Genomic DNA, 13,426 nt, shown 5'->3' with positions numbered 1-13,426 from the left:
GCGCGGCTGCTCCGTGGCGGTCCTGGCCGCGGGCGGCCGGGTGCCTCACCGGGATCTCCGTCCGTTCCGGGCCGTGTGCCGACGCGGTCGGTCACGATGCCTCTCCCACCTGCTCGGGCGACCGTCGGTCAGTCGTCTGCGCCGGTCGGCCGCCGAGAGGTGAAGCATCAGTGAGGCGATGCGCGGTCGCACGTGGAGGACGAGGAATCACCAGCCGCAGGTCGTCGCGCCGAAACAATCGGCCGTGAGCGCGAACCGGAGGCTTGACTCGGTGTGCTGAAGCCCCGTTGACGGCATGTCCTCCCCTGCACGCACGTCGCCGGCCGCCGATTCACCCGCCCAGCGGCGGTGAACATATCAGAAGACCGCAGGACACAACCCCCCTCATTCGCACATGGGTTGATCTTCGGGGGAGGCGCTCGGCGGCTCCTCCCGGACACCTGAGCGCCGGATACGCGCCTTTCCCCGCAGGACCTGATCTTTCCCTCGACTCCACCACGGACGCCGACTACTCTCGGGAACCCCGTGCACCTGGCTGCGCGGGTCTCGGCGCACGACGACGGGCTGGTGGGGCGTCGACGGCGGGGCAGCCACATCGAAGGGGGAGGCAATGTACTGCCGATTGCGCCGCCACGCGCGCTCATGACCGCGTCGACGACCGACAAGGCCGACGCGCAACGGCCCGTTCTGGGACGTGACTTCTCCCGGCTGTGGTGGTCCGCCGCGGTGTCGTCGCTCGGTGACGGGGCCACGATCGCCGCCGCGCCCCTGCTGGCCACCCGTCTGACCGACGACCCCCGCCTGATCGGCGCGGCCTCGGTCGCCTTCACCGCGCCCTTCCTGCTGTTCGGCATCCCGGCGGGACTGCTGGTGGACCGCATCGACATCCGGGCGATGATGGTGCGCGTCGACGTCGGCCGGGCCGTCCTGCTGGCGGTGCTCACCTTCGGGATCCTCGTCGGCTGGGGCGGGTTGCCGCTGCTCTACGTCTGCATGTTCCTGCTCGGCGTCGGCGAGGTCCTCTGCCGCAACGCCGCCCAGGTACTCGTGCCCTTCATCACCCCGCAGGCGGGTCTCTCCACCGCCAACGCCCGCATCATGGCCGCGCAGGAGGCCGGCACCGGCTTCATCGGTCCGCTCCTCGGCGCGCTGATGTTCGGTGTGGCGACGGCCCTGCCCTTCGGCGTGGACGCGGCCACCTTCCTGTGCTCCGCCGTCCTGATCAGCCGCATCCGCCGCACCAGGCCCGTCGGGCGCGCACCGGACAGGTCCGGCGTGATGTCGGAGATGCTGGCCGGCGCAAGATGGCTGTTCTCGCATCACCTGCTGCGCAGCCTCGCCCTGGTGTCCTGTCTGATCAACCTCGCCGGGAGCGCGATGCTCGCGGTCCTCGTGGTGCACAGCGGGAAGGAGCTCGGCCTGGGTCCGTTCGGGTACGGCGTCCTGCTCGCCTGCCAAGCGGTGGGAGCCGTTCTGGCCTCACGCTTCGCGCCCGCGCTGACGGAACGGCTCGGCCGGGAAGGCGCGTTGGTCGCCACCGCCGTCCTGATCACCACGAGCGAGACGGTGCTCGCCGCCGTGCCCTCGGTGTACGCGGCCGGCGTGGCCCTCGCGATCTTCGCCTGTGGGACGGTGACGTGGAACGTCGTCGTGGTCGTGCTGCGGCAGACCCTGGTGCCACAGCACCTGCTCGGGCGGGCGAACAGCGTGTACCGGCTCGTGGCCTGGGGCGGACTCCCCGTCGGTGCGGCGGCCGGCGGGTTCGTCGCCGCCGAGGTCGGCACCCGCGCCGTGTTCGGGGCCGGCGCGGTCGTCATGGCGGTGGTCGCCATGGGGCTCCTCGTGGGCGCCCGCCGCCGGTGGATCACCCGCGCCGACCCGGCTCCACGCACGACGGAGACGGACTGAACGAGCAGCCGTCCGGCGCGCCGCGGGACGCCGGCACCGTCCGGACACGGCAGCGCCCTGGACCGCACCGCACCGAACGGGGCACCGTACCGAACGTGCCCATTCCGGAAAGGGACACCCCATGACGACGACCACGAGTCCGCGCACCCCGCCCAGGTCGCGGCTGGGCCACGCGTACGGGGAGCAGCTCGCGCGGAACGGGTCGACGGGCCGTCCCGCGGCCGCGGCCCTGGAGTCCGCCACGTTGAGACTGGCGTACCAGGACCGGTTCCTGACCGGCCCCGCCTTCCTCGGCGAGAGCGAGCTCCGCACCCTCGTGGGAGACCTCCACACGGTCTACGGGCTGCTGCGCTCGCTGCCGGAGCGCGGGTTCGGCGGAAGCGTCACCGCACTGGCCGCGGCGGTCGGGCTGGACCCTTCGCAGTCGGCGCTCATCACGCGGAGCGCCCGGACCGGGTCGCTCCTCCCGCTGGGGCGGGCCGATCTCTACCACGACGGTACGGGGTTCAGGCTTCTCGAATTCAATATCACCAGTGCGCTCGGCGGCTTCGAGAACGCTGACATCAACCGGGCGATGCTGGCCTATCCCCCGCTCGAAGAGTTCGTACGGCGGCACGGACTGCGCTACGAGGACACGCTGGGCCACATGGTGCGGACCATGTACGCGGAGTGCGCCGCGAACATCCCCACCGGCCGGGCCCCTGTCGTCGCCGTGGTGGACACGGTGGAGAACTTCGCCGTCGTGGGACCTCGACTGCGGGTGTTCGCCGAGAAGCTGGCCGACTTCGGGGTCGAGGGGATCGCCTGCGACCTCGGCTCGATCACGTACCCGAACGGCCGTCCGACGGCCTCGGGCCGCACCGTCGACGTCGTCTTCCGGTACTTCCTGCCCGAAGACCTCACCGACCCCACCGCGGCGGCCCAGCTGGAACCGCTGCTGACCGCGGTCGAGCAGGGGAGGCTGGGCCTGTTCAGCCGACTGGACGCGGAGCTGTACGGCAACAAGGGCACCTTGGCGATGCTCTCCGACGAGGAGCACCGTGACCGGTACGACGCCGCCGAACTGGCGTGCCTCGACCGGATCCTGCCGTGGACGCGGTACGTGCGCCCCCGCGCGACGGACCCCGGCGGCACCCGGGTCGACCTGCTCGCCCACGCCCTGGGGCACCAGCACGAGCTGATCCTCAAGCCGACGCTGCTGCACGGCGGCAACGGCATCATCGCCGGCTGGACGGTGGGCCCGGCCGAGTGGGAAAGCAGGGTCGCCTCGGCGATGGGCGGTCCGTTCGTGCTCCAGCGCCGTGTACGTCCCACCGCCGAGCCGTTTCCCGACGGCGCCGGCGGCGTGCGGGAACTCTTCCTGAACTGGGGCCTCTACCTGAGCGCACGCGGCGCCGAGGACGACGGCTACGCGGGAGGCTTCGTCCGGGGCAGCGCCGATCCGGCTGTGGGGGTCGTCAGCATGGGCAGCGGCGCCACGGTCGGCTGCGTCTTCCACGGCGGCGACCGCTGATCCCACGCGTCCGAACCCGGCCCGGCGGCGGCGGCCGCACGAACCGACCGGGTGGACGTGGTCCCCTTCGGTATCGATCACCTGCCCGCACCCGGGCGTTCGTCGGTGCGGGCCTGGTCCCTCGTTTTGCTGGCGCTGGTGCGCCCGAGGGTCCGTGGCCACACACGGCGGAAATGGGCGGGCATGCTCGTCTATGGCGCGGCCGGCGCCACAGTGGTCGCGACGCTGTTCTCCCTCGACCCGGTGATGGGCGCCCTCATCGGCGCCCTCGCCCTCGCCGAAGCTCTCTCCGCACCGGTGCTCGTCGGCATGGGACTGATCGTGTCGGCCGGCGCCGTAGCGACCTGGCGTGCTGAAAGCCTGCCGGTTTCACCGATGCCGACCAGCGCGGACCGCCCGTGACACGGCAACGGGAAAGCAGAGTGCTTCCAGACGCTAGCCGTTCTCCCGTCCCGGCAGAGGCGCGCCATCCAGGAAGGCTTCATAGGCAACGGCCGCGTCCGGCTCGACCTCAGGGTCCGAAGGGGCGTAGCGAGTGTCGGCACGATCCCGCTTTGGACCGGAGACCCAGAACTCCTCGCTGGTCTCGATGTCGTAGAAGTTGGCATCGAACATCCCCCCTGCACGGCGTAGCGTTCGCCCGTGGAAGTTCGCGGTCCCCCACGTCTTCGAAAAGTCCACCCACCCGATCCATGAGGGCCCACGGTCGGTGTCGAAACCCGTTTTCAGCTGCACAAACATGATTCGTCGAGGCATGCGCCCAGGGTCGCAGGATCCCGCTGGGATATCACCAGCATTCTCGCAGCACGCCCTGACAGCCGCGCAAGACACGGTCCCATACGTTTCGGTCGGCGCGGAAGCCAAGGCGCACGCTGCCGCCGTGAGTCAGTGCCTGACCGATCCGCTCGCCGGCCTCATGCCGACCCGGGAACTGGCGTCGCTCCACGGCCACGGGATCGCTCAGCTTCGCCACTCCCCCGCTGTTTGATCACAACTCCGTCACTAACGGAAGAAGTAGATCCTCCGGTCCTGTCCAGCTCGCTATGTTCATGCCTCCGCGAAGCAACCTGGGGGGACCATGGACTGGAACAGCCCGCAACACCCGTCGCGTCAGTCCGACTGGGGGCAGGGCGGTACGGTCACGCCGCCCCCGTCTTCTCCGCCTGGCGGTCCGCGGTGGGCCCGGAAGCGCGTCGTTCTCCCCGCCGCAGGCGCACTGTTCGTCCTGGGCGTCGGAATCGGCACTACCGGTGAACAGCCGCAGGACGTGCGGACAGCCGCAGCGAAGACGAAGCCGGGCCCCACCGTGACGGTGACGGAGACGGCAAGGGTCACGGTCACCGCGAGTCCGGAGCCGGCCCCTACGGTCACGAAGATCAAGAAGGTGCGGGTGACGGTCACAGCAGCGCCACCGCGGCCGAAACCCGAGAAGGAGCCAGTACCCCGCGAAGAGGACGCAGGCAGTGGCGGTTCAGGAAGCACGTCGGCGTACTACGAGAACTGCACCGCGGTCCGCGCCGCCGGCGCCGCACCCATCAGAGCCGGCGACCCCGGGTACGGACGGCATCTGGACCGCGACGGAGACGGGGTCGCCTGCGAATAGGGGCCGCCGGCAAGCTGCTGCGGGCGGTGCCGCCGGTGGGCCACATTCTCCTGCTCGGCAAGGTCCCGGGGAGCGGCGGGAGGGGATCGCGGCGGGAAGCCTGCGTGACGGTCTTCGGCCGGATGCAGGACGGTATGGCGCAGACGCAGCAGCTGTTCAGCGGGACGGGCCCGGCGAGATCTGGTGCGCACGCCGCTGCGGCAAGCCACCGGGTTCGTCGCGGACGGCACCCTCCGCGCGGGCGGCACCGTCGTGCCGCCCGCGCATCTCGCAGATCAGCGGAGTCTTCCACGCGGCTTCAGCGGTACCGCCGGCAGCTCAGGGGCAGGCAGCGGAGCCCCGTCGTACCCCTTGACCTGCCCGAACCGTGTCCCTTCCATCCAGTCCCGACGGGCCTGTTCGATCTCCTCGTGCGAACGTCCGATCCAGTTCCAGAACATGACCAGTTCCTCCTCGAACGGCTCGCCGCCCAGGAGCATCAGCCCGGCGTCGGAGACGGCGCGCAGAGGCAGTTCGGTGCGCCCGCAGCCGAGGTAGAGCATCGAGCCGGGCAGCACGGGGACGCCGTCGATCTCGGCCTCGCCCGACATGGACAGGACCGCGTACTCGAAGTCGGGGTCCAGGGGCAGGCGGGCCTCGGCGCCACCGGCCAGGGTCACGTCGGCGCCGACGATCGGGGTGTACGCGGTGCCGGGCGAGGCCGCGCCGTCCAGTTCGCCCAGGATGACGGTGGCGCTCACGCCGGGGGCGGTGACGACGGGCAGGTCCGTGTGGTGCTGGAAGTGCGGCTCAATGGTGCGGTGGGCTTCCGGGAGGGCCACCCAGAGCTGCGCTCCGTGCAGCAGCCGGGCATGCTCCTTCGGACTCTCCTCGGAGTGGCTGATGGCGCGGCCCGAGGTCATCAGGCCCAGTTCGCGGGGGCGTACCGTCTGCAGGCTGCCGAGACTGTCCCGGTGAAGGACTTCCCCGTCATGGAGCCAGCTGACGGTCTGGAGGCCCATGTGGGGATGCGGCGGGACCTGCATTCCGGGCTCGTCGGCGATGTCGTCGGGGCCGTAGTGGTCCACGAAGGCCCAGGCGCCCACCATGCGCCGGCCCAGATTGGGCAGCAGACGGCGGACCTCGGTGCCCTCGCCGAGCTGGACGCGGCGGGGGGCGAGAAGCTCGCGGACGGGCTCGGCGACGACGAAACCGCGTCCTCCGCAGACGGAGGGCGTGGCCTGGCGATCGAGATTGCTCATGGCGCTCAACCTATTCCCGCAGGGGCGTGGAGCACCGGGTCCCACGCCAGAACTTTAGTGGAATGTTCAACCATTGTGCGGTGTTGTCATGGCTGAACGTACGGCGGGGCGGCCCGGAGCCTGCCCCGCACCCCATGGAGGAGGACGCGTGAGCGAGACCGAGACCTACTACGAGTTCGGCACCGCCGCCGACCGGTGGGACCGGGCGCAGATGTTCTTCGAGGCCAAGGAGTACCTGACGGCCGCCCGGATCCTGGGCGGACTCGTCGGGGAAGCGCCGAAGCAGGTCGCGCCGCGGCTGCTGCTGGCCCGCTCCTACTACCACTCCGCCCGGCTGGGCAAGGCGGAGCAGGAGCTCCGGGCCGTTCTGGAGCTCGACCCGGTGGAGAGCTACGCGCACCTGATGCTGGGCCGGACGCTGGAGCGTCAGGGGCGGACCGCCGACGCGGCGCCGCACCTGCGGATGGCCGCCGCCCTCACCGGAGACTTCGGCCCCGGAGCCACGCGCTCCTGAGCAGTTCCGCGTCACTGGCCGGGCCCGCACCACTCGGTGCGGGCCCGGTCTACTTCACCCGCCGATACGAGCATCGGACCACGGGATCTCCAGGACGAAGGGGTCGAAGACGCACGGATCCAGGAGTGCCGCATTAGGGCGTGGCGCGGTCGGCCGCGCTCATCGGGCTGGCGGTGGCGGTCTCCGCCGGCTGCTCCGGTGCCACGCCTTCGTCAGCGCCCTCGCGCTGCCCGGCCGACCGGGCGTCACGCCCCCTCGCTCTCCCGCCAGTCGGGCCGGACCAGCACGGCCGTGGCGACGATGCCGTCCTCGATCCGCCACTGCCCGCGCAGCGTGGTCGGCAGGGCCGGGTCCGTGAGGAGCAGACGCGCGGCGAACGTGCCCTCGGCAGCGGTGTCCCCGTCGGGCGTATCACCCTTGCCGGCTCGACCGCCCGTCTGCTGGAACGTCAGGTCGGCCTGGATGAAGTCGAGTTCGATTCCCGTGACCGGATACCAGGTTTTGAAGACGCTCTCCTTTGCACTGAACAGAACACGGTCCCAGTGGATTTCGCTCTCGCCTGCCGGTGCGGGCTGACCGATCCGCGCACGTTCGGCGGGCAGGGTCACCAACTCCCTTACGCCGACGGGGAGCGGGGCGTGCGGTTCGGCGTCGATGCCGAGCGACAGCACACCCTTCGCGCGGGCCAGCGCGGCCGCCCGGTACCCCTCACAGTGGGTGAGGCTGCCGACGATTCCCTCGGGCCACAGCGGTCGTCCCCGGTGGCCGTGGAGCACGGCCACGGGTGGCAGGCCGAGTCCGGCCATGGCGCGCCGGGCACAGGCGCGGGCCGTCGCGAAGTCGTTCCGGCGTTTGGCCACGCTCTTGGCGACCAGCGCCTCCTCCTCCGGGAAGAGAGTCCCGTCGGGGGCGGTCTCCGCGCGGGTGGCAGCACAGGAGACGTCGGCGGGCATCAGTCGCTCGATCACGAGGAGCCTCCCGGGGTCCGCCGCTGTGCGGACGGTTCGGCGTCGGTGCGGGCCGGTGGGGCGGGTGGTTGCCCCTCGTAGGGGAGGATCTGCCGCAGCAGGCCTCGCGGGTGTCCCCTCTCGCGCCACTCCCTGGGGTAGCCGATGGAGACCTCTTCGAAGCGCACCCCGTCGTACCAGGTCGTACGGGGGATGTGGAGGTGCCCGTAGACGACGGCGGTGACGTTGAAACGGCGGTGCCAGTCGGCGGTCAGTTCCGTGCCGCACCACTGGGCGAACTCCGGGTACCACATCACCGACGTGGGTTCCCGGACCAGCGGCCAGTGCCCGGCGAGGACGAGGGGTATCCCGGGGTCGTGCGCCGCGAGCCGGCGGCCGGTCGCGGCGACCCGGGCGCGGCACCAGTCGTCCCGCGTCGGGTAGGGGTCCGGGTGCAGGAGGTATTCGTCGTTGCAGACGATGCCCGACTCGTGCGCGACGGCCAGCGACTCCTCCTTCGTGTGCGTTCCCGGGGCGCGGAAGGTGTAGTCGTACAGGAGGAAGAGCGGCGCGATCGCCACCGGTCCGTCCGGGCCCGGCCAGAGCGGGAACGGGTCTTCAGGAGTCGTCACTCCGAGGTCCCGGCACAGCTCGACGAGGTGGTCGTAGCGGGCCTGGCCGCGCAGTTGGACCGGGTCCTTGGCCAGGGTCCACAGCTCGTGGTTGCCGGGGGCCCAGATCACGTGGGCGAAGCGCTCCGCGAAAAGTCCGAGCGTCCACCGGATGTCTTCGGGCGTCTCCGCCACATCTCCGGCGACGATCAGCCAGTCCGCGTCGGACGTCGGGTGCAGGGACTCCACGATGGCCCGGTTGTCGGTCACCGCGGCGTGCAGGTCGCTCACGGCCAGCAGACGGCCCGCGCGCTGCTGTCGGCTCCCGTCGCCGGGGGCGGGAACGGCGGCGGGGGCGGGAACGGCGGCGGGGGCACCGTGCGGTGCGGGGTCGCTCGGAGGCGTCATGGGCGCTGTTTTCCCGATCTGTCGGCAGTGGTCCGGCTCCGTCCGCACGGTGGGGAGCCGCTGAACGTAGCCTCTCACGCCCCCTCCCGGTTCCTCCGGGGTTTCGGATGGCGGGCAGGTCGGGCGGGGTCGCTACCTCCGCTGACGTTCCATCAGTTCCCCTCTGTTCTACGGGAGTTCAGTTCGTTCACCGCACCGAGCGCGTCGCCGACCGTCGTGTAGTCGACGGCGATGAAGGTGACCGGGCTGCCTCGTTCCGCCTCGCAGGCGCGGGTCCGCTCCAGGACCCAGTCGCGGGCGTTGACGCGGCCGGCGTCCAGGCGGCTGCCGCCCGCGTTCGTGATGAAGTGGTTGAGCAGGAAGAGCCGTTTCCCGGTACCGCCCCGGTGGGGTTCGCACGTCATCTCGGAGGGGCTCCGGAAGGCGAACGGGGTCTCCATCCCGTACCGGTAGAAGTTGCGGTACCAGGGCGCCGGGCCATCGGCCTTCTCGGCGAACACCACCAGTCGGCGACCGCTGTCGATCATCTCCGCCAGGGTGGGCCACGGGGCGTCAGGATCCACCGGGGGAGTGTGCAGGAGGTCCTCCAGGCCGGCGGCTCGGAACGCCTCCTCGGTGTCCTCGGGGCCGATGTCGTCCTGGACGATGAGCGTCACGATCTCGGTCGGGTGGGCGCGCAGCCAGTCGCCGATGTCCTCCAGGGCCGGAACCAGTTCGACGGCCCCGGCGCGGCAGACGCCGTGGCAGAGCCAGAGTCCCTCGCGCGGCGGGTTCGCCCGGTCGATGGCGCCGGTGATCAGACGCCGTTGTTCGGGGGTGAATTCGGGAGAGTCGAGACGTCCGGCGATGTCCTGCGGGCGCTCCCAGCGGTACGTGTCGAGCTGGAGGGCCCGGACGCCCGTGTTGAGCTGGGTGGTGATGTCGGGATCCTGGAGAGGGCCGATGAACCGGTCCGCGGTGGTGGACATCGCGTTGTGCGAGGTGAGGTAGGTGGCTTCGTCGTACCGCAGTTCGCACAGGCGGCTGCTGCCCAGGCACTCGCGGGGTACGGACGGGCCGAACACGGGCGGCACGAGGAGTACGCCGGCCAGTGCGGCACAGGCCACGCCCGCCGCCGTCGTCCGTACCGCTCTCGGGGTCGGCATCCGACCCGGGCGCACCAGGAACGCCCAGCCCACGCCCGTGAGGAGCACGCCGCCGACGAGGGCCGTGAGGGCGGCGCTCAGCCCGGTGGCGACCGCCTGGTTCACGGCGTTGCGCTGGAGGTCGTCGACGAGCGCGGCGACGCTCGGGGCCCAGGAGGACGGTGTGGTGAGGAGGCGTCCTCCGGTGATCAGCCGGGCCAGGAGCACGGCCGCGGCGGTCAGGACTCCCGCGCAGGCGAGCGCCTGCCCCAGTCGCATCAGCCGGCGGGCCGGGGCGGCGGGTCCGGTGAACCAGAGCGTCGCGAGCGCGGCCAGGGCGACGGTGAGGGCGAGGGCCTGGAGCAGGGTCAGGAGCCTGATGGCGTCACGGGCCCGCTCCAGGGCCGTGAGGTCCATCCCGGCGGTGGTCAGGGTGCCGGTGAGGTCCCACGTACCGTCCTGGAGAGTGGTGCGGAGGCCGGCGGCGGCGGTCCGTGAGCCCTCGGAGAGCGCGGCGGCCGCGGTGGCTGCCAGCGCGGTCGATACGTCTCCCTCCTCCAGGGCCACCTCGATCTCGGGGCGCAGCGCCGCCCGCTCCCGCTCCGGGACCGTCGTGAGGAGGGCGTCGGCGGCGCGGTCTGCCTGGTCCTCGGTGAGCGGCAGCGTGGGGAGGTCGGGGGCGCGGCCCTCCTTGAGCGCGTCGAGCGCCGTGCCGAGGTCGGCGGCGAACCGTTCAAAGTCCGGCCGGTCGCTCCCCTGGAGGCTCGCCACCAGGTCGCCGAAGTAGACGCGTGCGAGGTCGGCGAGGTTCTCCAGCACCGGGGCCAGGTCGACGGTCAGCCGGAGCTCGTCACGGTCGCCGCGCAGATAGCCGGTCACCGCCTCGATCTGCTGGTCGGTGAGGGCCCGGACCGTGCCGGGCGGCAGCACGACCTTGATGTTCGACGTCACCAGCGCCTCGGGCACGGGCAGGTGCGCGAGCAGGTCGCGGGTGACGGGCGAGATCTCCGGGTCGACGAGCACCTCGGTGTAGAGCCGGTCGTACGCCGACTCCTCGTCCAGCACCGCCTGGTGGAAGCCGGGCGAGGCGACCGTGGACCGGACGGTCGCCGTCAGGGCGACCGTCGTCACGCACAGGACGGCCAGCAGGAAGGCGAGCACCGGCACGAGACGGCCGGGCCGGCGCGGGGGCGCGGGTCCCCAGGACGGCCCGAGCGGGTTTGCGGTCGGCTCGGCACTCACCCGCCCAGCCTATGCGGAATATCAGCTTTTCTGCGTGCATGATGAGATTCAGGAGCTGGGGAGCCCGCTGTGCACTCCGTAGCCGAGGAGCCGCTGTGCACTCCGTTCACCTGGCCGTGCTGATGACGAGTCACGACCGCCGTGCGCGAACGCTGTCCGCGCTGCGTGCCCTGGCGGAGCAGCGCGGGCTTCCCGCCGGGACGACGCTCGGCGTGCATCTCGTGGACACCGGCAGCACCGACGGTACGCCGGAAGCGGTCCGGCTGCGGCATCCGGCGGTGGAGGTCATGTCGGTGGGCGCGGACACACCCCCCAACCTGGCGCTGCGCATCGCGAGCCGCAACAGCCGCAGCGGCGGCGGGGGCGGGGGCGGCGGTCCGCTCGGCGGGCCGACCCACTCGTGGACGCATCAGCTCTGGCTCGACGACGGGGTCGAACTCTTCCCGGACGCCCTCGCGAACCTGCTGCGGACGGCCGGGGCGGCCGGGCCCGGGACCGTCGTCGTGGGCGCGGTGCGGAACGCGTACGGGGACACGGTGTACTCCGGCCGGCGGGGCCGTTCCCTGGCACTCGTCGAGCCCGGCGAGCACCGGCCCGAGCCCTGCGACACGTACGACGGGCGCGTGGTCCTGGTGCCCCGTGCCGTGTACGACCTCGTCGGGGACCCGGACAAGGTCTTCCGCCACCGGATGGGCGACTACGACCACGGCTGCCGGGCGCGGCGGGCCGGGGTGACCGCGTTCGTCGCCCCGGGACATGCCGGTGAGTGCGTGGGCGGGCCGGGCGTTCCCGGATCCCGGGAGCCGGGGATCGGCGTCCGGGAGGCTCTGCGCCGCGTGACCTCCGTACAGGAGCTGCCGCTCCGCCCGTGGTGGGTGTACTGCCTGCGGCACACCTGGCCGTGGGCGCCGTATCTGATGCTCGCTCCGTACGCGCGCGCCGCGGCCCGCGCCACGCTCGGCCGGCTGCGGGGGTGATCAGGGGCCGGGCGGGCGTCAGCTTCGCTCGGCGGCCACCGCGGCGGGCCGGCCGGTGGGCGGGGGCGGCACGGTGGGCTGCCCCGCGGCCGTCCTGGCGGTGCCGGCGGGCGCCCTCTTCCGGGGGGCCGGGCCCGCGACACGCTGGGCGGAGGCGGCGGAGGGGATCGCGGCGCCGGTGGAGGTCGCCGTGGTGCGCCGGGCGGCGTTACGGGGCCGGGCCGTGCGGAGCGGTGCGTACGCCGGAATCCTCAGCAGCGCGAAGACCGCGGCCGCGGTCCCGGCCAGCGGCGGGAGGAGGAGCGCGGGGTGCAGCAGTTCCGCGTACACCAGTGTCGCGGTGGTGACCGGCACTGCCGCCCACAGGCCGAGGAGGACCGCCGTGCCCGGCACGGTGACGCGGACCCGGCGCAGGCGGTGCGCGATGTGGTCGTCCGTGTCGCGCAGCGGGGAACGCGCGGCGCGGCGGCGGGAGATCAGGACCAGGGCGGTGTCGGCGAGGGCCACCGTCGCCAGGACCGGCAGCGCGGCCCAGGCGGCTCGGCCCGACGGGGCCGCTGTCTGGATCAGCGCGCCGGAGGCGGCCAGCGCGAATCCGGTGAACTGAGCACCGGATGCGCCGAGCCGGAGGCGGGCGGGGTGCCAGTTGTGGAGCAGGAAGCCGGCCAGGCCGGCCACCAGGGTCGCCGGCAGCAGGGCGAGGGCGGGGCTCCCGCCGACGGCGGCGCACGCGAGCAGCCCGGCGGCGGTGACCAGCCCGACGGTGGTCAGCAGTCCGTCGGCGTGGTCGAGCAGGGCGAAGGCGTTGGTGACGAGGACGATCCAGAGCACGGCCAGGACGCCCGCCGCCGGTGACAGTCCGGCGAGGCAGACGACGAGGACCGCGGCGGCCGTCTGCACGGGGAGGCGGAGAGCGGCCCGAAAGGGCTTCAGGTCATGGACGAGCCCGAGGGCGGCGACGATCCCGGCCCCGGCGAGCAGCCCCGCGACGGAGCCGGCGGAGTCGTCCACCGCGCCGAGCCACTGGGCCCCGCCGGCTGCCGTGCCGACGCCGAGCACGACCGTGGCACCGCCTGTCCTGCGCAGCGCTGCGGCCCGTGGCGCCCGCCTGCCCGGTCCGTCCGGGGCGTGGGGGCGGAGCGCCGCACGGCGAGCGCCCTTGGCGAGTGCGACCGTGATGAACAGCGCGGCCACACCGGAGGCGATGATCCCCAGCACGTTCACCTGCCCTGCCTTTCCTCGTTCATGACCTGCGGCGCGGGACTCCGGGCGGCCGGTGGAACGGTGGCCGCCCGGCCCCGGGCCGGTTGCGGGTCGGGGGAGACGGGACGCCACTCG

At 72.4% G+C, this 13,426-nt stretch carries 12 protein-coding genes; 6 read left to right on the top strand and 6 right to left on the bottom strand.

Annotated elements, in window-relative coordinates; genetic code table 11:
* Positions 1 to 642 precede the first annotated feature (642 nt).
* The 3 genes from D581_RS0103125 (at position 643) to D581_RS1000000141550 (ending at position 3,823) form a co-directional block, all read left to right on the top strand.
* Positions 643 to 1,908, top strand: a complete 1,266-nt coding sequence (locus tag D581_RS0103125) for an MFS transporter (protein WP_018955771.1) — start codon at positions 643 to 645, stop codon at positions 1,906 to 1,908.
* 121 nt (positions 1,909 to 2,029) lie between these two features.
* Positions 2,030 to 3,421 carry a hypothetical protein gene (locus D581_RS0103120; RefSeq protein ID WP_018955770.1) on the top strand — a complete coding sequence of 464 codons (1,392 nt, stop codon included), beginning with the start codon at positions 2,030 to 2,032 and terminating at the stop codon, positions 3,419 to 3,421.
* A gap of 51 nt (positions 3,422 to 3,472) precedes the next feature.
* On the top strand, positions 3,473 to 3,823 hold the full coding sequence (locus tag D581_RS1000000141550) for a hypothetical protein (protein WP_199787763.1): 351 nt from the start codon (positions 3,473 to 3,475) through the stop codon (positions 3,821 to 3,823).
* A 33-nt stretch (positions 3,824 to 3,856) separates the two neighbouring features.
* Here the strand turns inward: D581_RS1000000141550 and D581_RS0103110 are convergent, their stop codons facing one another.
* The gene (locus D581_RS0103110; protein ID WP_026290143.1) at positions 3,857 to 4,177 is read right to left on the bottom strand and encodes a hypothetical protein; all 321 of its coding nucleotides are present in this window, start codon (positions 4,175 to 4,177) and stop codon (positions 3,857 to 3,859) included.
* 322 nt (positions 4,178 to 4,499) lie between these two features.
* On the opposite strand from D581_RS0103110, the gene D581_RS0103105 reads away from it, so the two are divergent.
* Complete coding sequence (locus tag D581_RS0103105) at positions 4,500 to 5,024, top strand: excalibur calcium-binding domain-containing protein (RefSeq protein ID WP_026290142.1); 525 nt, start codon at positions 4,500 to 4,502, stop codon at positions 5,022 to 5,024.
* A gap of 275 nt (positions 5,025 to 5,299) precedes the next feature.
* Here the strand turns inward: D581_RS0103105 and D581_RS0103100 are convergent, their stop codons facing one another.
* Positions 5,300 to 6,265: a pirin family protein gene (locus D581_RS0103100; RefSeq protein ID WP_018955766.1), complete on the bottom strand. Its 966-nt coding sequence runs from the start codon at positions 6,263 to 6,265 to the stop codon at positions 5,300 to 5,302.
* 148 nt (positions 6,266 to 6,413) lie between these two features.
* Between D581_RS0103100 and D581_RS0103095 the strand changes: the two genes are divergently transcribed.
* Complete coding sequence (locus tag D581_RS0103095; protein WP_018955765.1) at positions 6,414 to 6,779, top strand: tetratricopeptide repeat protein; 366 nt, start codon at positions 6,414 to 6,416, stop codon at positions 6,777 to 6,779.
* A 245-nt stretch (positions 6,780 to 7,024) separates the two neighbouring features.
* On the opposite strand, the gene D581_RS0103090 is transcribed toward D581_RS0103095, so the two are convergent.
* The 3 genes from D581_RS0103090 to D581_RS0103080 form a co-directional block, all read right to left on the bottom strand.
* Positions 7,025 to 7,747: a 4'-phosphopantetheinyl transferase superfamily protein gene (locus D581_RS0103090; RefSeq protein ID WP_018955764.1), complete on the bottom strand. Its 723-nt coding sequence runs from the start codon at positions 7,745 to 7,747 to the stop codon at positions 7,025 to 7,027.
* A complete protein-coding gene (locus D581_RS0103085; protein ID WP_018955763.1) occupies positions 7,744 to 8,745 on the bottom strand; it encodes a metallophosphoesterase family protein in 1,002 nt (333 codons plus the stop codon). Before D581_RS0103085 ends, D581_RS0103090 begins: the two co-directional genes overlap by 4 nt.
* Before the next feature lie 152 nt (positions 8,746 to 8,897).
* Positions 8,898 to 11,111 (bottom strand): phosphoinositide-specific phospholipase C-related protein, encoded by a 2,214-nt coding sequence (locus D581_RS0103080; RefSeq protein ID WP_026290141.1) that lies wholly within the window; start codon positions 11,109 to 11,111, stop codon positions 8,898 to 8,900.
* 95 nt (positions 11,112 to 11,206) lie between these two features.
* Between D581_RS0103080 and D581_RS0103075 the strand changes: the two genes are divergently transcribed.
* Positions 11,207 to 12,088: a glycosyltransferase family 2 protein gene (locus D581_RS0103075; protein WP_018955761.1), complete on the top strand. Its 882-nt coding sequence runs from the start codon at positions 11,207 to 11,209 to the stop codon at positions 12,086 to 12,088.
* Positions 12,089 to 12,106: 18 nt separating this feature from the next.
* On the opposite strand, the gene D581_RS0103070 is transcribed toward D581_RS0103075, so the two are convergent.
* Positions 12,107 to 13,312 (bottom strand): undecaprenyl-phosphate alpha-N-acetylglucosaminyl 1-phosphate transferase, encoded by a 1,206-nt coding sequence (locus D581_RS0103070; protein ID WP_026290140.1) that lies wholly within the window; start codon positions 13,310 to 13,312, stop codon positions 12,107 to 12,109.
* Between the last annotated feature and the right edge of the window lie 114 nt (positions 13,313 to 13,426).

Source organism: Streptomyces sp. CNB091, assembly GCF_000377965.1.
This window is presented reverse-complemented; position numbering and strand designations above follow the sequence as displayed.